Source organism: Streptomyces sp. AC512_CC834, assembly GCF_019049325.1.
Taxonomy (GTDB): Bacteria; Actinomycetota; Actinomycetes; order Streptomycetales; family Streptomycetaceae; genus Streptomyces.
Genome location: NZ_JAGMUO010000023.1, coordinates 1 through 20,545, shown reverse-complemented (window position 1 = coordinate 20,545; position 20,545 = coordinate 1). Strand labels below are relative to the sequence as shown.

General features: G+C 72.2%; 16 protein-coding genes. 13 read left to right on the top strand and 3 right to left on the bottom strand.

The annotated features are described in order from the left end of the window. Nucleotides 1–43: 43 nt before the first annotated feature. Nucleotides 44–568, bottom strand: coding sequence for a cysteine dioxygenase family protein (locus tag KUM40_RS08235; protein ID WP_217164489.1), 525 nt, complete (start codon nt 566–568; stop codon nt 44–46). Nucleotides 569–1,263: 695 nt separating this feature from the next. Between KUM40_RS08235 and KUM40_RS08230 the strand changes: the two genes are divergently transcribed. The 3 genes from KUM40_RS08230 to KUM40_RS08220 all read left to right on the top strand — a co-directional run bounded on the left by KUM40_RS08230 (nt 1,264) and on the right by KUM40_RS08220 (nt 7,130). Then, nucleotides 1,264–1,527, top strand: coding sequence for a WhiB family transcriptional regulator (locus KUM40_RS08230; RefSeq protein ID WP_003975777.1), 264 nt, complete (start codon nt 1,264–1,266; stop codon nt 1,525–1,527). Between the two features lie 216 nt (nt 1,528–1,743). Continuing rightward, nucleotides 1,744–5,568: a glycosyltransferase gene (locus tag KUM40_RS08225; RefSeq protein WP_217164486.1), complete on the top strand. Its 3,825-nt coding sequence runs from the start codon at nt 1,744–1,746 to the stop codon at nt 5,566–5,568. Further along, the gene (locus tag KUM40_RS08220; protein WP_217164483.1) at nt 5,565–7,130 is read left to right on the top strand and encodes a DUF5719 family protein; all 1,566 of its coding nucleotides are present in this window, start codon (nt 5,565–5,567) and stop codon (nt 7,128–7,130) included. Before KUM40_RS08225 ends, KUM40_RS08220 begins: the two co-directional genes overlap by 4 nt. Nucleotides 7,131–7,204: 74 nt before the next feature. Here the strand turns inward: KUM40_RS08220 and KUM40_RS08215 are convergent, their stop codons facing one another. After that, nucleotides 7,205–7,657, bottom strand: a complete 453-nt coding sequence (locus KUM40_RS08215) for a metallopeptidase family protein (protein ID WP_217164749.1) — start codon at nt 7,655–7,657, stop codon at nt 7,205–7,207. Nucleotides 7,658–7,952: 295 nt separating this feature from the next. Here KUM40_RS08215 and KUM40_RS08210 point away from each other — a divergent pair, with 295 nt between their 5' ends. From KUM40_RS08210 to KUM40_RS08170, 9 genes are all read left to right on the top strand, one after another. Further along, a complete protein-coding gene (locus tag KUM40_RS08210; protein ID WP_115742448.1) occupies nt 7,953–8,375 on the top strand; it encodes a DUF3499 domain-containing protein in 423 nt (140 codons plus the stop codon). Nucleotides 8,376–8,544: 169 nt separating this feature from the next. Then, complete coding sequence (locus KUM40_RS08205; protein ID WP_217164747.1) at nt 8,545–10,161, top strand: L-lactate permease; 1,617 nt, start codon at nt 8,545–8,547, stop codon at nt 10,159–10,161. A 146-nt stretch (nt 10,162–10,307) separates the two neighbouring features. After that, on the top strand, nt 10,308–11,672 hold the full coding sequence (locus KUM40_RS08200; protein ID WP_217164480.1) for a phosphomannomutase/phosphoglucomutase: 1,365 nt from the start codon (nt 10,308–10,310) through the stop codon (nt 11,670–11,672). A gap of 139 nt (nt 11,673–11,811) precedes the next feature. After that, a complete protein-coding gene (locus KUM40_RS08195) occupies nt 11,812–11,982 on the top strand; it encodes a Trm112 family protein (protein WP_007450268.1) in 171 nt (56 codons plus the stop codon). A 105-nt stretch (nt 11,983–12,087) separates the two neighbouring features. Then, nucleotides 12,088–13,215 carry an SIS domain-containing protein gene (locus KUM40_RS08190; RefSeq protein WP_217164472.1) on the top strand — a complete coding sequence of 376 codons (1,128 nt, stop codon included), beginning with the start codon at nt 12,088–12,090 and terminating at the stop codon, nt 13,213–13,215. 62 nt (nt 13,216–13,277) lie between these two features. After that, nucleotides 13,278–14,429 (top strand): mannose-6-phosphate isomerase, class I, encoded by a 1,152-nt coding sequence (gene manA / locus KUM40_RS08185; protein ID WP_217164469.1) that lies wholly within the window; start codon nt 13,278–13,280, stop codon nt 14,427–14,429. Nucleotides 14,430–14,607: 178 nt separating this feature from the next. Beyond that, nucleotides 14,608–15,588: a cation diffusion facilitator family transporter gene (locus KUM40_RS08180; protein WP_217164466.1), complete on the top strand. Its 981-nt coding sequence runs from the start codon at nt 14,608–14,610 to the stop codon at nt 15,586–15,588. Between the two features lie 280 nt (nt 15,589–15,868). Then, nucleotides 15,869–17,326, top strand: a complete 1,458-nt coding sequence (gene ahcY / locus KUM40_RS08175) for an adenosylhomocysteinase (RefSeq protein WP_217164464.1) — start codon at nt 15,869–15,871, stop codon at nt 17,324–17,326. Nucleotides 17,327–17,443: 117 nt separating this feature from the next. Further along, nucleotides 17,444–18,067: a hypothetical protein gene (locus KUM40_RS08170; protein ID WP_217164462.1), complete on the top strand. Its 624-nt coding sequence runs from the start codon at nt 17,444–17,446 to the stop codon at nt 18,065–18,067. A 45-nt stretch (nt 18,068–18,112) separates the two neighbouring features. Here the strand turns inward: KUM40_RS08170 and KUM40_RS08165 are convergent, their stop codons facing one another. After that, on the bottom strand, nt 18,113–19,078 hold the full coding sequence (locus KUM40_RS08165; protein WP_217164459.1) for an RDD family protein: 966 nt from the start codon (nt 19,076–19,078) through the stop codon (nt 18,113–18,115). A gap of 126 nt (nt 19,079–19,204) precedes the next feature. On the opposite strand from KUM40_RS08165, the gene KUM40_RS08160 reads away from it, so the two are divergent. Further along, the gene (locus KUM40_RS08160) at nt 19,205–20,212 is read left to right on the top strand and encodes a stage II sporulation protein M (RefSeq protein WP_217164445.1); all 1,008 of its coding nucleotides are present in this window, start codon (nt 19,205–19,207) and stop codon (nt 20,210–20,212) included. Nucleotides 20,213–20,545: the final 333 nt, after the last annotated feature.

Genomic DNA, 20,545 nt, shown 5'->3' with positions numbered 1-20,545 from the left:
GCCCCAGTCTGGCAGGCGGGTACGACAGTGCGTCAGCCAGTCGTCACCGCGCCGGTACGGCGCCGGAGCCGGCGTCCGAGTCGCGGGCCGCCGCGGCCGAGCACTCCGGGGAGTGCATCGGCATCTCGGTGAGGCCCGGGTAGTAGACGTGCAGGCTGACCGCCGGCTCCAGCGTGTCGTTGACGACCTCGTGCACGTACCCCGGCGCGAACACACGCTGGGTACCCGGCACCAACGCGCGCGTGCCGCGCTCCGTGCGCTCGGTGAGGGCCCCTTCCAGGACCGTCCACACACCGGAGGAGGGGCCGTGGTCGTGGCGTCCGCTGCCCTGTCCCGGCACCCAGGACAGCAGCCACACCTCGTACCCGGGGCCGGTGCGCAGCCGGTGGTACCAGCGTGCCGTCGCGTCGTACCGGACGAGGTGCTCCCACGCGGAACGGTCGGCCGCGACGGAGCGGGCCAGGCCGGCGAACTCGGCGACGGTGGCCGGGTGCTCGCGCGGTGCCTGGAGGAGGTGGGGGACTTCGAGGATGTCGCCGGCGATCTGGAGGTCGCTGTCGCTGTTCATGGGTGCGGTGGTTCCTCGGCGGAAGAGTGCGGTGGAGCGGAGCGAATGACGAAGAACGCCCTGGTGGGGCGGTGGAGCGGGAACGGAGAGGTCGAGTCGGGTGGACTCGGGGACAGCCGGAGCGCGGCTTGCTCAACGGCTGGAACAGCGGCAACAGCTACAGCGAGCGCGGGCAGCACCGTGGGACCCGGCGGTGCGGGTCGAGGCGAGCGCCAAGTTCGCGAGCATGCCCACAAGGACAGCGGTTCACACCAGCACTGTCAACTCCATGCCCGTTATGTGGGACATGTTTCACCTCATCCGGTTCATCGGGCTGGCGAAAGGTTTGCTCAGACAACTTCCGGGACACATGGCGCACAAGCCGGGCGCACAACCCCCGTTGTGATCCCGTGATCCGAATGTGATCAAGTTCGCTTCGGCGTGTGTATCGGAACGAGATCGAACGCCGGGGCGTCTTCCCTGCTGTGGGTGAGAAACGGGGCGGGCGCCCTGTTGGTGCTCGTTGGTATGTCAAGGTTTATGGCGATTTGAACACTTTCTGCATGGCCTTGGTTCCGCAGAGTGAATAAGGGACCCAATAGCAGATCTCGGCTTGACTCGCCCGGAGCAGCACACTTGTAATTTCACTCGTGTCGTTCAGCCGGAATCGGTAACGGCTAGATCACGGGGACGCGAAAGACAGACGAGGGGCGCACATGACCGAGCTGGTGCAGCAACTGCTGGTCGACGACGCGGACGAGGAACTCGGCTGGCAGGAGCGCGCACTGTGCGCCCAGACCGACCCCGAGTCCTTCTTCCCCGAGAAGGGCGGCTCCACCCGCGAGGCCAAGAAGGTCTGCCTCGCCTGTGAGGTCCGCTCCGAATGCCTCGAGTACGCCCTTGCCAACGACGAGCGCTTCGGCATCTGGGGCGGCCTGTCCGAGAGGGAACGCCGCCGCCTGAAGAAGGCCGCGGTCTGAGGCCGACGGTCTGAGGCCGACGGTCCGAGGCCCGCGGTCTGACGCGGCGGCAGAAACGGTCCGAACAGCGGGAACGGCCGGTCGCGGGTGGGTTGTCCACAGGCGGCGGGCCGCCCCTGTGTCCAGCCGATAGTGTGGGCGCTCGTCCGAGACGCCCGCCACCCCCAACAGGCACGGGCGTCCACCGCAGTCCACCGAACCGGGGCCCGTACCTCGATGTCCGTGCAGAGTCACACGGCAGCCCAGCAAGACCTCGCTGCCACACCTGAGTTCCCGCGCCACGTCGTGACCGCGGTCCTCGTCGCCCACGACGGAGCCCGCTGGCTGCCCGACGCGCTCGCCGGGCTGCTCGGCCAGGAGCGCCCGGTCCAGTACGCCGTCGCCGCCGACACCGGCAGCGCCGACGACTCCGCGCGGCTGATCGGCGACGCCTTCGGCCACGACCACGTGCTCCACCTCGCCCGGCGCACCGGCTTCGGCCAGGCCGTCGAGGAGGCCGCCCGCACCGCCCCGGACCTCACGCCCGAGGAGCTGCCGTACCTGAGGCGGCCCAGCGGCTGGGACCCCGCCACGCGCACCTGGCGCGACGACGCCTACGACCTGCCGGAGCTTCCCCACGGAGAGCCGGTCCAGTGGCTGTGGCTGCTGCACGACGACTGCGCCCCGGAACCCGACGCCCTCGCGCAGTTGCTGCGCGTCGTGGACACCGAGTACGAACTCGGCCGCGACGACGTCGCCGTCGTGGGCCCCAAACTCCGCGGCTGGTACGACCGCAGGCAACTGCTCGAGGTCGGCGTCTCCATCGCCAACTCCGGCCGCCGCTGGACCGGACTGGACCGCCGCGAACAGGACCAGGGCCAGCACGACCACGTCCGGCCCGTCCTGTCGGTGTCCACCGCCGGCATGCTGATCCGGCGCGACGTCTTCGAGCGGCTCGGCGGATTCGACCGCCGACTGCCCCTGATGCGCGACGACGTCGACCTGTGCTGGCGCGCGCACGCCGCCGGACTGCGCGTCCTCGTCGCCCCGGAGGCGGTCGTCCGCCACGCCGAGGCGGCCTCGCGGGAGCGCCGCGCCGTCGACTGCGCGGGCCGCACCACCGCCTCCCCGCACAAGGTGGACAAGGCCGGCGCCGTCCACACCCTCCTCGTCAACGTCCGTACGGCCGCTCTGCCCTGGGTGCTGCTGCGCGTGGTCCTCGGCACCCTGCTGCGGACCCTCGCCTACCTCGTCGGCAAGGTCCCCGGCCAGGCCCTCGACGAGATCCGGGGCCTGCTGGGCGTCCTGCTGCGACCCGAGCGCGTCATCGCCGGCCGCCGCGAACGCGGCCGCCCGCAGGTCGAGAAGGACGAACTGCGCCCCCTCTTCCCGCCCCCCGGCGCGACCATCCGCGTCACCGTCGAACAGGTCGCGGGCGATCTCTTCGGCAGTTCCGACGCCGAGGCCGCCGCGGGCGCCGGACGGCACGGCGGGGCCATCGAGTCCGGACCCGGCGGCGACGACGCCGACTTCATGGAGATCGAGCAGTTCGCCCGCCTCAAGCGCGTCGCCCGCAAGCCCGGGCCCGTGCTCTTCCTGGTGCTGCTGCTCGTCTCCCTGGCCGCCTGCCGCACGCTCCTCGGCGGCGGCGCCCTGGCCGGCGGCGCGCTGCTGCCCGCCCCGGCCGACGCCGGCGAGCTGTGGTCGCGGTACGTGGACGCCTGGCACACGGTCGGCACCGGCGGCACCGCCTCCGCGCCGCCCTACCTCGCCATCGTCGCCACGCTCGCCACCGTCCTGCTCGGCTCGACCGGGCTCGCCATCACCCTGCTGCTGGTCTGCTCGGTGCCCCTGGCGGGCGCCACCGCGTACTTCGCCTCCCGCCCGCTGGTCCCGTCCCGGCTGCTGCGCGCCTGGGCGGCCGTCGCCTACGCCTTCCTGCCCGCCGTCACCGGGGCACTCGCCGGCGGCCGCATCGGCACCGCCGTCCTCGCCGTACTGCTGCCGCTCATCGCCCGCGCGGGCGTCGCGGCGGCCGGCCTGACCAACTCCTCCGGCACCCGGGGCAGTTGGCGCGCCACCTGGGCGTACGCGCTGCTGCTGACGATCACCACCGCCTTCACGCCCGTCGTGTGGCCCGTCGCGCTGGTCCTCGGCATCGGGGTCCTCGCCGTGCGCCGCGCCGAGATCGCGGCCTACGGGCTGCGCTTCGTCGCCCAGCTCGGCACCCCGCTGCTGCTCCTCGCCCCCTGGTCGCTGTCGCTGCTGCCGTCCGGCTTCTTCGACGAGGCCGGGCTCGAGTACGGCACCTCGGCCGCCTCCGCACTCGACCTGCTCGGCACGAGCCCCGGCGGTCCCGGCACGGTCGGCGGACTGGTCCTCATCGGCATCGTCCTGGCGGCGCTGGCCGCCCTGCTGCGCTCCGAGCGTCAGTCGGGCATCCGGACGGCCTGGGCCGTCGCCCTGATCGCCCTGGTCTTCTCGGTCCTCTCCAACGGCTCCGCCTGGGCCGGGCCCGCCACCCTCGTGTACGGCATCGCCCTGCTGTCCGCCGCGACCCTCGGCGCCGACGGGGCGCGCTTCCGCGTGGCCGAGCAGAGCTTCGGCTGGCGCCAGCCCGTCGCCGCCCTGATCGCCCTCGCGTCGGCCGTCGGCCCGCTGATCGCCGCCGTGGGCTGGATGGTCGGCGGCGCCGACGGCCCGCTGGAGCGACGCGACCCCGTACAGGTGCCCGCGTTCGTCGCCGAGGAGAGCCACACCCGCGACCAGGCCCGCACCCTCGTCCTCGACAGCGACTCCGCCGCCCACGTGGGCTACATGCTGGTCCGCGGTTCCGGCGCCCGCCTCGGTGACGGCGAACTGGCCGACGAAGACGGCGGAAACGGCACCCTCGACAAGATCGTCGCCAACCTCGTGGCAGGCTCCGGAGCCGACCAGGCCGACCAGCTCGGCGGCTTCGCCGTGCGCTACGTGCTCGTGCACAAGGGCGCGCCCCGCGAGGTCACCCGCGTCCTGGACGCCACGCCCGGCCTGAGCAGACTCAGCCAGCAGGACGGCAGCGGACTGTGGCGGGTGGACCAGGAGGTCGCCCGCGCGACCATCGTGTCCGGCGAGAAGACCGGCGCCGACAAGCCCCAGCCCGTGGCAGCCGGACCCGTCGAGATCCACACCGAGGTCAAGGCGGGCTCCGACGGCCGTGTGCTGCGCCTCGCGGACACCGCCGCCGAGGGCTGGACGGCCACCCTGAACGGCAAGCCACTCGCGCGCACCACGGTCGACGGCTGGGCCCAGGGCTTCGAACTCCCCGCCTCCGGCGGCAGGCTGGACGTCACCTACGACGCCCCGTTCACGCACACCGCCTGGCTGTGGGCCCAGGGGCTCCTCGCCGTCGTCCTGGTCGTCCTCGCCCTGCCCGGCAGGCGCCGCGTCGTCGACGACGACCTGCCCGACGAGCCGGTCGTCCCCGCCCAGGCCGTCGAGGGCGAAGGACGCCGGGCCCGGCGCCTGCGCGCCCAGGCCGAGGCGGAGGCCGAGGCCGACGCCGGGGCAGGCATGGAGCCGGGCGCCGAGGCAGGTGGGGACGCCGCCGAGGAGCCCGAGCCACCGGTCGAGGCACCGGTGGAGGCACCGGTGCCGGTTCCACAGCAGCAGGCGTACGGCGAGTGGGACTCCGCGGGGTACGCCGGCGTCGAGTACGGCTCCTACGGGACGTACGGCGGCGAGCAGTACCAGGACGCCCAGCACCAGCAGTACGACCCGGGCGCGTACGGGCAGCAGCAGCCCTACCAGGGAGACCCGTACCAGCCGGACGCCTACCAGGGCGGCGGCCAGGGCGGCCAGGGCGCTCAGTACGACGCGGGCCAGTACGACACGGGCCAGTACGCCCCGTACGCCTACGGGGATCCGGCGCAGGCTCAGGCTCAGGAGGGCGGGTACGACCCCGCCTACGACCAGGCGTACGGCCAGGGCGGATACGACCAGCAGTACGACCCTTCCCAGCCCCAGCAGCCCCAGCAGCCCCACGGCACGGGCGATGAGCGTCCCGACGGGAGCCAGCAGTGAAGCGCACGACCCTGTCCCTCCTCGCCTGCGCGACCGCGCTCGCCGCCGTCACCGGGTTCGCGGCGGTGTCCGCCCCGGACGACTCCGGCACGGACACCGCGGCGCCCGCCGCCCGGCTGCCCGTGGAGCGCACCAGCCTGCTGTGCCCGGCGCCCAGCACCTCCGACCTCGCCGAGACCGCGTACACGTCCTTCACGCCCGTCACGAAGGGCGCCGACGAGAAGGGCGGCGCCGTACTCGAGACGGCGGAGCCGGGCGAGGCCACCGAGGACGACAAGGACGCCGGGAAGTCCGACGAGAAGGATGGGAAGGAGGAGAAGGACGAGAAGGACGAGAAGGGCGAGAAGGACGGCAAGGACGAGAAGAAGGAGAAGCCGGCCGTCGAGCCCAAGGCGCCCGGCACGCCGGCCACCGGCAAGACCTCCGGCGCCGACACACCCGCGCTGATCGGCACCGCCGAGGGGAAAAGCGCGCCCGGCTGGACGGTCCAGCAGACCACGGAGGTCGCCGCCGGCACGGGCCGCGGCCTTCAGGGCGTCAACTGCACGGCCCCGGACACGGAGTTCTGGTTCCCGGGCGCCAGTACCGCGGCCGACCGCACCGACTATGTGCACCTGACCAACCCCGACGACTCGGCGGCCGTCGTCGACATCGAGCTGTACGGCAAGGACGGAGCCGTGAAGACCACGGTGGGGGAGGGCATCACGGTGCCGCCCCACGGGAGTGAGTCCCTGCTGCTGTCCACGCTCAGCGACGTGAAGCAGACCGACCTGACCGTGCACGTCGGCGTGCGCAGCGGGCGGGTCGGCGCCGAGGTGCAGGCCCTGGACGACAAGACCGGCGGCGACTGGCTGAGCGCGGCCGCGGACCCGGCGAGCGACCTCGTGATTCCGGGCATCCCGAAGGACGCCACCGCCGTGCGCCTGGTGCTGTTCACGCCCGGTGGCACCGACGCGGACCTGAAGGTGCGGCTCGCCTCGCCCTCCGGGCTGATCACGCCCGCCGGTCACGAGACGGTGCACGTCAAGGCCGGCATGACGACGGGCGTCGACCTCGGCGAGGTCACCCGCGGCGAGGCGGGCTCGCTGGTGCTGACACCGACGGGCGGGTCGGTGCCGGTCGTGGCCGCGGTCCGGGTCGTGCGGGGCGAGGGCGGCGAGCAGGAGTCGGCGTTCATCCCGGCCTCCGCCCCGGTCGGTGCGCGCGCGACCTCCGCGGACAACCGCGCCAAGAGCACGACCCTGTCCCTGTCCGCACCCGGCGAGGCCGCGAAGGTCAAGGTCACGGCGTCGGCGGGCAGCGAGGGCGGCACGACGGCCACCAAGACGTACACGGTCAAGGGCGGTACGACCCAGAACGTCGACGCACCGGTGCCCGCCGGCCTCAAGGGCTCCTACGCGCTGACGGTCGAAACCGTCTCCGGCGGCCCGGTCTACGGGTCCCGCACCCTGACAGGTTCGGACGACGACGTGGCGTCCTTCACCGTCCAGACCCTCCCCGACGACCGGGGGACGGTCTCGGTACCGAACGCGGACGAGGACTTGTCGGTACTCCAGAGGTAGCGGCGAAGGGCGGGCGTACCGGACGCTGGCCACCGGCCGGGGTGGCGGGGACCGCGCACGGCGCCCGCCGCCGCTCAGTCCTCCCCGTACCGCGGATCCACCGTCTCCGGCGTCAGCCCCAGCAGCTCCGCGACCTGCTCGACGACGACCTCGTGCACCAGTGCCGCCCGCTCGTCCCGCCCCTTGGTCCGGATCTCGACGGGCCGCCGGTACACGACCACCCGCCCGCGGCGCCCCTCTCGCGAAGGGACCGTGCCCCCGAGCGGAACCGTCTCGTCGTTCCACGCCTCCGCGGGCGCGGCCGGCCGCGGCACGTCGAGGACGAGGAAGTCGATGTCGGCGAGCTGCGGCCACCGCCGCTCCAGGCGCTCCACGGAGTCCTGCACCAGGTCCGCGAAGACCTCGCCACGGCTCGCGGCGAGCGGCACCTGCGGGGGTGCGACCGGACCGCGCATGCCCCGACCGTGGCGATCACGACGGCGGGGCCCTGGGCGGCCGGCATCACGGGGCGTCACGGGGTTGTCCATCACTGGTGAAGGGTAGTCCCCGCCGGAGGTGGCGTGCCCGACCGCACACGCACACCGGGCGGTGTCGGGGCGGACCGTTCCGCTTGTCGCCGGATGATCATTTCAGCCAAGGTTGGGCTCGATTTCATATCTCTCCGCGACCGTGGAACTCAAGGCAAATGTCGTTGTTTGTATCGGGTCGTGACCGCTTCCGGAGTCGCGCGGCGCCCCCGACGCCGGCGTCCGCGCAGTTCAAAGAGGTGTGTTCGGAGAGGGGTGGGGTGCGTTTCACGCCACGACACGGTGGTGTGACCTGGTGGAGAGTCGTCGCGGCCCGCTCAAGAGTGCGGTACCGTCCAACATCGTGAGCCCTGTACGTCGCTGTTCGCGCACCGCCTGCGGCCGTCCCGCCGTCGCGACGCTGACGTACGTCTACGCCGACTCGACCGCGGTCCTCGGCCCGCTCGCCACCTACGCCGAACCCCACTGCTACGACCTGTGCGCCGAGCACTCCGAGCGCCTCACCGCCCCGCGCGGCTGGGAGGTCGTCCGCCTGCTCGACGGGTCGGCCCCGGCCCGCCCCAGCGGCGACGACCTGGAGGCCCTCGCCAACGCGGTGCGCGAGGCGGCCCGCCCCCAGGAGCGGGCGGCCGAGGCCGGCGGCGGAGCACGCAGGGCCGACCCGATGGAGGTCGCACGCCGCGGTCATCTGCGCGTGCTGCGCTCGCCGGACAACTGAGCCGCGCGGGTCACCCACCTTCTTCACCCACCCTCTTCACTCGCCTCACTCGCCTCGCCATCCGCCACATCCGTTGCTGCACACCCATTGACGTCCCCTTGTCGCGGACACGACCATTCCGGAAGCTGCGAGAAAACGCTTTCGCATGGCGGAATTCGGGGAGGCGCCCGTGTACGTGCAGGAACTGGAACCCGTCGCCGGTTCGCTCGGCCTGTCCGCCCTGGTGGCGTCCCTGCCACTGGTGATCGTCCTCGTCCTGCTGGGCGGCGTCCGCATGAAGGCGCACCTGGCGGGCCTCATCGGCCTCCTGGCGGCCGTGCTCGTCGCCTGGCTCGCCTACGGCATGCCACTGGAACAGACGGCCTCCAGCGCCGTCCAGGGAGCGGTTTTCGGCCTCTTCCCCATCCTGTGGATCGTCGTGAACGCCCTGTGGGTCTACCGGATGACCGTCCGCACCCGGCACTTCGACATCCTGCGCCGCTCCTTCGGCCGGCTCTCCGACGACCCCCGCATCCAGGCCCTCGTCGTCGCCTTCTGCTTCGGCGCCCTGCTGGAGGCCCTCGCCGGGTTCGGGGCGCCCGTCGCGATCTGCTCGGTCATGCTCGTCGCCCTCGGCTTCGACCCCGTGCGCGCGGCCGTCGTGTCGCTGGTCGCCAACACCGCGCCGGTCGCCTTCGGCGCGATGGGCACCCCCGTGGTGACGCTGGCCCAGGTCACCGGGCTGCCGCTGGACGACGTCGCCTCCGTGGTCGGCCGTCAGACGCCCCTGCTGGCCCTCGTCGTCCCGCTGCTGCTGGTCGCGCTGGTGGACGGGCGGCGCGGACTGCGCGAGACCTGGGTGCCCGCGCTGGCCTGCGGAGCCGCCTTCGCCGTCGCCCAGTTCGTCGCGTCCAACTACGTCTCCGCGCAACTCGCCGACATCGCCGCCGCACTGGTCGGCGCCGGCGCCCTGGTCGCCGTACCGCACTCCAGGCGGCCCGCCGCCGAGCCCGTACGGGCGTCCGTGCTGACCGGCGTACGCAGCGAGGAACTGGACGAGGAGGACCCCGCCCGGGAGGTCGTGCGGGCCTACGCGCCCTACGCGCTGATCGTCGCCGTCTTCTCCGTGGCGCAGATCCCGGCGGTCAAGGACTGGCTGGCGAAGGCCACCCAGAGCTACAACTGGCCGTTCCTGGACGTGGCCGACCCCGACGGCACCCCGGTCGGCGGCAACGTCTTCTCCTGGCCGATCGTCTCCACCGGCGGCACGCTCGTGCTGTTCGCCGGGCTGGCCACGGCCGTCGTCCTCGGCGTGCACGCGCGCGTGGCGGTCAAGGAGTGGCTCGCGACCGTGCACGAACTGCGGTTCGCGATCCTCACTGTCACCTCCGTGCTCGCCCTCGCCTACGTCATGAACCTCTCCGGGCAGGCAGCCACCATCGGCCACTTCGTCGCCGCGGCCGGCGCCGGACTCGCCTTCCTGTCACCCGTACTGGGCTGGTTCGGCGTCGCCGTCTCCGGCTCCGACACCTCCTCCAACGCCCTCTTCGGCGCCCTCCAGGTGACCGCCGCGCGGGAGTCCGGCCTGTCGCCCGAACTGCTGGCCGCGGCCAACAGCTCCGGCGGTGTCCTCGGCAAGATGATCTCCCCGCAGAACCTCACCATCGCCTGCGCGGCCGTCGGACTCGCGGGCCGCGAGGGCGACCTGCTGCGCAAGGTGCTGCCCTGGAGCCTGGGCCTGCTGCTGATCATGTGCCTGATCGTGGTCGGGCAGTCCACGGTGGTCCTGGGCTGGATGCTGCCCTGACCGGTCCTGGCCCGACCCCGACCCCGACCCCGCCCTGGCCCCGCCCCGACCTGCGCTGGCCCCGCCCCGACCGTGCCCTGACCTCGGGTCCGTGGGCGCTTGCGGGTAGTTTGTGGGCTCCGACAGGACTTTCAGGAAGGTTGGCCGTGGCTGCTGATCTGTCGCAGATCGTGAAGGCGTACGACGTGCGCGGTGTGGTCCCGGACCAGTGGGACGAGCCGCTGGCCGAGCTGTTCGGCGCGGCCTTCGTCGAGCTGACCGGCGCGAGCGCCGTCGTGGTCGGCCACGACATGCGGCCCTCGTCCCCGGGCCTGTCCGGCGCCTTCGCGCGCGGGGCGACGGCCCGCGGCGCCGACGTGACCGAGATCGGCCTGTGCTCCACCGACCAGCTCTACTACGCCTCCGGCGCGCTGAACCTGCCGGGCGCCATGTTCACCGCCTCGCACAATCCGGCCCGGTACAACGGCATCAAGCTGTGCCGCGCGGGCGCCGCCCCGGTCGGCCAGGACACCGGCCTCGCCGAGATCCGCGCCCTCGTGGAGCGCTGGAGCGACACCGGCGCCCCCGAGCCGTCCTCCCGGCCCGGCACGGTCACCCGGCGCGACGTCCTCGCCGACTACGCGGCCCACCTGCGTTCCCTCGTCGACCTCACCACCATCAGGCCCCTCAGGGTCGTCGTCGACGCCGGCAACGGCATGGGCGGCCACACCGTCCCCTCGGTCTTCGCCGGCCTGCCCCTCGACCTCGTGCCGATGTACTTCGAACTGGACGGCACCTTCCCCAACCACGAGGCCAACCCGCTCGATCCGGCCAACCTCGTCGACCTCCAGAAGCGCGTCCGCGAGGAGGGCGCCGACCTCGGCCTCGCCTTCGACGGCGACGCCGACCGCTGCTTCGTCGTCGACCAGGACGGCGACCCGGTCTCCCCGTCCGCCGTCACCGCCCTCGTGGCCGCCCGCGAGCTGGGCCGCAACGGCGGCACGGGCACCGTCATCCACAACCTGATCACCTCCTGGTCCGTCCCGGAGGTCGTGCGGGAGCACGGCGGCACACCGGCACGCACGCGCGTGGGCCACTCCTTCATCAAGGCCGAGATGGCCAGGACCGGCGCCATCTTCGGCGGCGAACACTCCGCGCACTACTACTTCCGCGACTTCTGGAACGCCGACACCGGCATGCTGGCCGCCCTCCACGTCCTCGCCGCCCTCGGCGAACAGGACGGCCCGCTGTCCGGCCTGGTCGCCCAGTACGACCGCTACGCCGGCTCGGGCGAGATCAACTCCACCGTCGCCGACCAGCAGGGCCGCCTCGCCGCGATCCGGGCCGCGTACGAGGGCCGCGACGACATCACGCTCGACGACCTCGACGGCCTCACCGTCACCGCGGCCGACTGGTGGTTCAACGTCCGCCCCTCCAACACGGAGCCCCTGCTGCGCCTGAACGCGGAGGCGCGCGACGAGGCGACGATGACGAAGGTGCGGGACGCGGCGCTGGCGATCATCCGCGCATAGCCGGGGGCGGGCGTCGGGAGTCGGAAGTCGGGGGCGCACCCGCGCACCCGCACCCTCGACCCCCGACACCCGCCCCATGACCAGCGGTACCCTGACCAGCACATCCGCACAAGCCCCACCGCTCCCGAAGGGAACCCCCATGCCGCTCGAAGCCGGCCTCCTGGAGATCCTTGCCTGCCCCGCCTGCCACGCCCCCCTCAAGGAGCAGGACGCGGAGCTGATCTGCACCGGCCAGGACTGCGGTCTGGCGTACCCGGTGCGCGACGGCATCCCCGTCCTCCTCGTCGACGAGGCCCGCCGCCCCGAGTAGCCGACGGCCAGGCGAACCGGCACGCCGGCACGGCCGGCACCCTGGCAATCCGGCGACGACCCCGCGCAATCGAACGAACGCCCCGGCGATCGGAGACCTGCCGCCATGCTCGACGAATCGCTCCTCGACGCACCGGAGCGCCTCACCGAGGCCGACCGCCGCGGCCTGCTCCGCGGCGCCGCCGAGGCCGGTGCGCGCGTACGCACCGCCGCCCGGCTCGCCGCCGAGGCCGGCGTCGGCACCCTCAAGCCGGACGGCCGCCCCCGCGCCGTCCTGATCGCCGGCCCCGGCGCCGCCGCCACCCACGCCGCCGACCTCCTCGGCACCCTCGCCGGCGCCGGCAGCCCCGTCACCCGCCTCGCCCCCACCGGCGTGGCCCCCGCCGCGGGCGCCCTGCGCTGGGAACTGCCCGGCTGGGCCGGCTCCGTGGACCTCCTGCTGATCGCCACACCCGACGGCGCCGAGCCCGGCCTGTCCCTGCTCGCCGAACAGGCCTACCGCCGGGGCTGCACGGTCGTCGCCGTCGCCCCCGCCCGTTCTCCGCTCAGCGAGTCGGTCAACGCCTCCCACGGCCTGTTCATCCCGATGGCGACCGCGCCCTACGACCACGACGAGCCCCTCGCCGGCTCCGCCCCCGGCGTCCTGTGGGCGCTGCTCACCCCGCTCCTCGCGCTGCTGGACCGTACCGCCCTGCTCGACGCGCCGCCCGAGGCCGTCGAGAAGGTCGCCGACCGCCTCGACGGCATCGCCGAACGCTGCGGGCCCGCCATCGTGACCTACAGCAACCCCGCCAAGACCCTGGCGTCCGAGCTGGCCGACTCCCTCCCGGTCGTCTGGACCGAGGGCACCTCCGCCGGACCCGCCGGCCGCCGCTTCGCCGCCGCGCTGGCCGAACTCTCCGGCACCCCGGCCGTCGTCGCCGAACTGCCCGAGGCGCTCGCCGCGCACGGCGCCCTGCTCGCGGGTCAACTCGCCGCCGGCGCCGACCCCGACGACTTCTTCCGCGATCGCGTAGAGGAGGCACCCGCCCTGCACGCGCGCGTGGTACTCCTTCGCGACCGCCCCATTGGCGGCCTCACCGCCGCCCCGAGCGCCCGTGACCTGGCCCTCGGCCACGACACGCCGATCAGCGAACTGGAGCCGGAAGCGGGCGGCGAACTGGAGACCCTCGCCGAACTGATCGCCATCACGGATTTCGCCGCCGTTTACCTGGCGCTCGCCTCGGGAGCCTGACCCCGTACGCACCATTCCGTACGCAGGACGCGCACCATCGCACGCAACGGCAGAGAGAGCCCATGGACCGCCTCGACAACACCGTCCGCCCCTACGCCTGGGGTTCCACCACCGCGATCCCGACCCTGCTCGGGACCGAGCCGACCGGCGAACCGCAGGCGGAGATGTGGATGGGCGCCCACCCCGGCGCCCCCTCCCGCACCGGCCGGGGCACTCTCGCCGAGGTCGTCGACACCGACCCAGAGAAGGAACTGGGCGCCGCCTCCGTGGCCAGGTTCGGACCCCGGCTGCCCTTCCTCCTCAAGCTCCTCGCGGCCGGCGCCCCGCTCTCCCTCCAGGTCCACCCCGACCTCGCCCAGGCCAGGCAGGGCTACGAGGACGAGGAGCGCCGCGGCGTCCCCCTGGACGCCCCGCACCGCAACTACAAGGACGCCAACCACAAGCCCGAACTGATCTGCGCCCTCACCGAGTTCGACGGCCTGTGCGGCTTCCGTCCCCCGGCCGAGACGGCCGACCTGCTCGACGGCCTCGGCATCGCCTCCCTCAAGCCGTACGTCGACCTGCTGCGCGCGCACCCCGAGGACGCCGCCCTGCGCGAGGTCCTCACCGCGATCCTCACGGCCGACCCCGAGGAGATGTCCCACACGGCCACCGAGACCGCGGCCGCCTGCGACCGCCTCGGCAGCGCCTACGCCCCCTACGCCGACATCGCCCACCACTACCCCGGCGACCCCGGCGTCCTCGCCGCGATGCTCCTCAACCACGTCCGGCTCCAGCCCGGCGAGGCCCTCTACCTCGGCGCCGGCATCCCGCACGCCTACCTCAACGGCCTCGGCGTCGAGATCATGGCCAACTCCGACAACGTCCTGCGCTGCGGCCTGACCCCCAAGCACGTCGACGTCCCCGAACTCCTGCGCATCGTCCGCTTCGAGGCCGGGGACCCCGGCGTCCTCCGCCCCGAGGCGTCCCCCGACGGCGAAGAGGTCTACGACACCCCGACCGACGAGTTCCGCCTGTCCCGCTACGTCCTGCCCGAGGGCGTCGGCGTCCACGACCTCACCCTGCCCACCCCGCAGATCCTGCTCTGCACGGCCGGCACGGTACGGGCGGGCGAACACGGGCTGGCCCCCGGCCGGTCCGTCTTCGTCCCGGCCAACGAAAAGGCCGAAGTGTCCGGAACCGGCACGCTCTTCCGGGCCACCGTGCGCGTCTGACGCAGGCCTGACGAACGAACAAACGGGCATCCGGCACGTCGGGGCCCACACGGGCTGCAACAATGGCGCATCGCAAAGGAGGGGCAAAGCCGGTCACCGACCGCGCCCCCACCGGCGTACAGACGCAGACGAAGCAGACGCAGACGAAGCAGATGCAGGCGAAGGGACAACGCGACACATGAGCGCGTCAGGCGGAACCAGGGCGATCGTGGCGGCACTGTTCGCCAACCTCTCGATCGCGGTAGCGAAATTCGTGGCGTTCCTCTTCAGCGGATCGTCGTCGATGCTCGCCGAGTCCGTGCACTCCCTCGCCGACTCGGGCAACCAGGGGCTGCTGCTCCTGGGCGGCAAACGCGCCCAGCGCGAGGCCACCCCGCAACACCCCTTCGGGTTCGGCCGCGAGCGCTACATCTACGCCTTCCTCGTCTCCATCGTGCTCTTCTCGGTCGGCGGCATGTTCGCCCTCTACGAGGGCTACGAGAAGATCAAGCACCCGCACGAACTCGAACACTGGTACTGGCCGGTGGGCGTCCTCGTCTTCGCGATCATCGCCGAGAGCTTCTCCTTCCGGACCGCCATCAAGGAGTCCAACCCCCAGCGCGGACAGAAGTCCTGGAAGGAGTTCGTCCGCCACGCCAAGGCCCCGGAGCTGCCGGTCGTCCTCCTGGAGGACCTCGGCGCCCTCGTCGGCCTGGTCCTCGCCCTCGGCGGCGTCGGCCTCGCCCTGCTCACCGGCGACGGTGTGTGGGACGGCGTCGGCACCCTGTGCATCGGCATCCTGCTCATCCTGATCGCACTGGTCCTGGCCGTCGAGACCAAGTCCCTGCTGCTCGGCGAGGCCGCCGGCATCGAGACGGTCCAGCAGATCGAGGCCGCGGTCGTCGCAGGCGACACGGTCACCGGCATCATCCACATGCGCACGCTTCACCTCGGCCCCGAGGAACTGCTCGTCGCCGCCAAGATCGCCGTCCGCCACGACGGCACGGCCACCGAGATCGCCTCTGCGATCGACGCCGCCGAATCCCGTATCCGCGACGCCGTCCCGATCGCCCGCGTCATCTACCTGGAACCGGACATCTACAGCGAGTCCGAGGCCGCCAAGGGCCCGGACCCCGAGGCGACGCCCGGCGGCCCGACCACGCCGCCCGCCGCCCACTGACCATCGCCCCGCACCCGCCGTCACGCTTGGTGAACGTCCGGAAGTGTTCGGAGGCGGACTGGGGACGCCGGGCGCGCGCGGTGTAGCTTGGGACGGAGCCAGACGTCGCTGCTGATGGCGGTCGGGCGGTCCACGACGGACCGGCCGAGGGAGAGAGGGCCTCCGACGGACTGCGCTGCGCGCACGCGGGCATGCCTGTGTCCTCTTCGGGGCACCCCTGTGTCCGCCGCCGCGCAGGTCAGCCGTACCCACCTCGACCCAACCCGAGGAGCAGCCCGTAATGACGACTGTCGACAAGCGCCAGGACTTCAAGGTCGCCGACCTCTCCCTGGCCGCGTTCGGCCGCAAGGAGATCACTCTCGCCGAGCACGAGATGCCGGGCCTGATGGCGATCCGCAAGGAGTACGCCGAGACCCAGCCCCTCGCCGGCGCCCGCGTCACCGGCTCCCTGCACATGACCGTGCAGACCGCCGTGCTCATCGAGACCCTGATCGCCCTCGGCGCCGAGGTCCGCTGGGCCTCCTGCAACATCTTCTCCACCCAGGACCACGCGGCCGCAGCCATCGCCGTCGGCCCGAACGGCACGCCCGACAACCCGCAGGGCGTCCCGGTCTTCGCCTGGAAGGGCGAGACCCTCCAGGAGTACTGGTGGTGCACGGAGCAGGCGCTGACCTGGCCGAACACCGCCACCGGCGGCCCGAACATGATCCTGGACGACGGCGGCGACGCCACCCTCCTCGTTCACAACGGCGTCGAGTACGAGAAGGACGGCAAGGTCCCCCCGCTCGACACCGCCGAGTCCGACGAGGAGCGCGTCGTCCTCGAACTCCTCACCCGCACGGTGAGCGAGAGCCCGCAGAAGTGGACCCAGCTTGCGTCCGAGATCCGCGGTGTCACCGAGGAGACCACGACCGGCGTCCACCGGCTGTACGAGATGCACCGCGACGGCACCCTCCTGTTCCCGGCGATCAACGTCAACGACGCCGTCACCAAGTCGAAGTTCGACAACAAGTACGGCTGCCGCCACTCCCTGATCGACGGCATCAACCGCGCCACCGACGTCCTGATCGGCGGCAAGACCGCCGTCGTCTGCGGCTACGGCGACGTGGGCAAGGGCTGCGCGGAGTCCCTGCGCGGCCAGGGCGCCCGCGTGATCATCACCGAGATCGACCCGATCTGCGCCCTGCAGGCGGCGATGGACGGCTACCAGGTCACGACGCTGGACGAGGTCGTCGACAAGGCCGACATCTTCGTCACCACGACCGGCAACAAGGACATCATCATGGCCTCGGACATGGCCAAGATGAAGCACCAGGCCATCGTCGGCAACATCGGCCACTTCGACAACGAGATCGACATGGCCGGCCTCGCCCGGACCCCCGGCATCGTCAAGGACGAGGTCAAGCCGCAGGTCCACACGTGGACCTACCCCGAAGGCAAGGTGCTCATCGTCCTGTCCGAGGGCCGCCTGCTGAACCTGGGCAACGCCACCGGCCACCCGTCGTTCGTGATGTCCAACTCGTTCGCGGACCAGACCCTGGCCCAGATCGAGCTGTTCACCAAGCCCGACGCGTACCCGACCGACGTCTACGTGCTGCCCAAGCACCTGGACGAGAGGGTCGCCCGGCTCCACCTCGACGCACTCGGCGTCAAGCTGACCACGCTCCGCCAGGAGCAGGCCGACTACATCGGCGTCCAGGTCGAGGGCCCGTACAAGGCGGACCACTACCGCTACTGAGCCCGCCGGCTCCTTCGAGACAGGCCCCCGCACCCCCGTGTCGGGGGCCTGCCCCGTAGGCGCCCCAGCAGCCGGATCAGTAGTCGGACCAGCAGCCCGTCACCACTCAGGACCCCCATGCCCCGCGGCCGGTATTCGCTCCACGATCCGCACGACCACACCCCCCTCGCCGAAGAACACTTCCAGTGCGCCCCCGGCCCCTCCGGCTGGCGCTACGTCTCCCGGCTGACCACGCCCGCCGGCGACCACCACGGCTCCGTCGACCTCGCCCTCGACGAACTGGGCCGACCCATCCGCCTCGAACTCCACGCCGCCGACTGGCAGGTGCGCGGTGCGGCCGTCGACGGCATCACCTGGGTCCGTACCGATCCCACCGGAGTCCACGCCACCGAAGGCAATGTGCGCGCCCACGCCTTCACCGGAACGTCCCCGGCCTTCCTCGTCGCCCTCGCCCGTCTCCTGCGCCTCACCCCCTCCGCATCAGCCACCCGCGTACGCCTCGTCGCCCTCACCGACCCGGTCCTCGCCCCCCGCACCGTGGACCAGTCCTGGACCTTGCTGAAAAGAGAAGCACACGCCACTGACAACGGCCCCCTCACCGTGGACGAATACCAGGTCACAGCCCTGGACACGGGCGAGCAGCACTCCGTGCACATCGCCGGCGACGTCGTCCTGGCGGCCCCCGGCATCGAGCTGGAGGACCTCGAGACACCGCCGTCCGTCTTCCCCCCAGACGTGTAGCGCGGTCAAGGACACGGGACCGCTCGAGCGCGAGGCCCGCCGTGTCTACGCCGGCGGCACGAACCCGTTTCCGGGACGGACGTCCGCCGGCACGTCCCGCGACGCCTCGGGCTGCCGACCGCTCTGCGACGGCCCAGCGGGCGGTGCCACAGGAGGCGCCGCCGGTGGCCACGTCGGCGGCGTCATCGGGCCAGCCGGGGGAGTCGGGGGAGCCACCCGCACCGACGCCGCAGCCCCCTCACCCGCACCTTCACCCGCCGGCGCGCCGCCGAACGCCCGCCACGCCTCCCGGGCCTGCCGCTCATGCAGCACCGCCGCCAGATACGCGGGCGGCGGAACCTCCCGCGGCACCGGGGCGCCCGTCCGAGCCGCCACATCGGTGGCGAGCCGTTCCGCCATGGCCCAGCCGACGCGGGGATCCAGTTGCCCCATCCGCGTCAGGTACTGACGGACGGCAAGCCACAGATCGTCGGGCACCGCGGACAGGTCAAGCCCCGTGAACCGCCCCGCCAGCCAGGGCGGAGGCGGCGGCATGAAGCCCGGCGACGAGAACGGCACCCGCTCCCGCACGACCAGCGTCCCCGCGAACACGTCACCGAGCCGACGCCCTCGCGCCGACACCAGCGAGGCGATACAGGCGATGACCCCGAACGTCATGAGGATCTCGATCACTCCGATCAAGCCACGCACCAGCGAGTGCCGGAACCGGATCGGCCCGCCGTCGTCCCGCACCACCCGCAGTCCGCACGCCATCTTCCCGAGCGACCGCCCATGGCTGAGCGTTTCCACGGCGATCGGCCCGCCCACCAGCACGAGAACGAAGGTCGCGATCGACAGCGCGGTCTGCGCCGCCACATCCAAGGAGGAGGTGGACGCCACCAGTGCGACGGTCACCGCCACATAGACGGCCACGGCCACCGCCAGATCGAGCAGGACGGCCAGCGCCCTGCTGGGCAGCCTCGCGGGGCGCAGCTCCAGCGCCACCGCCTCGCCCGTCACCAGCTCACTCACGCCGCACGCCTTTCCCCTGACTGCCCCCGTCCCCGCCAGTCTGCCAAGCTGAGGACACACCGCGCCGCAGTACGACAAGCTGATCCACGACGAGCCGCTGACGATAGCCGAGGAGCAGGCACACCGATGGACCTCGACGTCTTCGTCTCCGCCCACCGCGCGGAGTGGGACCGCCTCGACGCCCTGCTCCGGCGCCGGCGCCGACTGACCGGTACCGAGACCGACGAACTCGTCGCTCTCTACCAGCGCACGGCCACCCATCTCTCCCTGATCCAGTCCAGCGCACCCGACCCCCAGGTGACCGGACGGCTCAGCCAACTGGTGGCACGCGCGCGCAGTGCCGTGACCGGCACACGACGCGCCTCCTGGCGCGACGTCACCCGTTTCCTGACCCAGCAGTTCCCGGCGGCCGTCTACCGCGCCCGCCACTGGTGGGTCCCCACCGCACTCCTGTCGACCGCGGTCGCGGCGCTCCTGGGCTGGTGGATCGGCACCCACCCGGAGGTGCAGTCCACCATCGCGGCGCCGAGCGAACTGCGCGAGCTGACCCGTCCCGGTGGCCAGTACGAGACGTACTACTCGAGCAACCCGGCTGCCTCCTTCGCCGCACAGGTGTGGACGAACAATGCCTGGGCCGCGGCGCTCTGCCTCATCCTGGGCATCTTCCTGGGCCTGCCCGTCCTCTGGATCCTGTTCCAGAACATGCTCAACCTCGGCGTCGGCTTCGGTCTGATGTCGTCGGCCGGCCGCCTCGACACCTTCCTCGGCCTGGTCCTGCCCCACGGCCTGCTCGAACTGACCGCGGTGTTCGTGGCCGCGGGCACGGGTCTGCGTCTGGGCTGGACCCTCATCGACCCGGGCCCCCGCACCCGCCGCACCGCCCTGGCTGAAGAGGGCCGGGCGGCCATCGGCATGGCCGTCGGCCTGGCCCTCGTCCTCTTCGTCTCCGGTGCCATCGAAGGCTTCGTCACGCCTTCCGGCCTGCCCACCTGGGCCCGCATCACCATCGGAATCGTCGCCGAGCTGGCCTTCCTCGCCTACGTCTGGGTCCTGGGTGGCCGTGCCGTACGCGCCGGCGACACGGGCGACGTCGAGGCCGCCGAGCGCAGCGCCACCGTGCCAACGGCCGCCTGATGTGCATCCGCCCGTCCTGAGCTGCTAGTGTCCTCTTCGTTCCCGCAAGCGCCGTTGACACGGAGTGAGCGGGGAGGTAGATTTGAACAGTTGCCTGGAGACGGGTTCACCCCAGAGGGCGGCAATGAACATCTATCAGCTTCTCCGAATCACTGAATTCGACGAAGCAATCTCCCGATGAATCGGAAACGAGTGGCCGGTCTGACCGGCTCGAAACTTCTGATAAAGTCGGAGTCGCCGGAAAGGGAAACGCGAAAGCGGGAACCTGGAAAGCACCGAGGAAATCGGATCGGAAAGATCTGATAGAGTCGGAAACGCAAGACAGCAGGATAG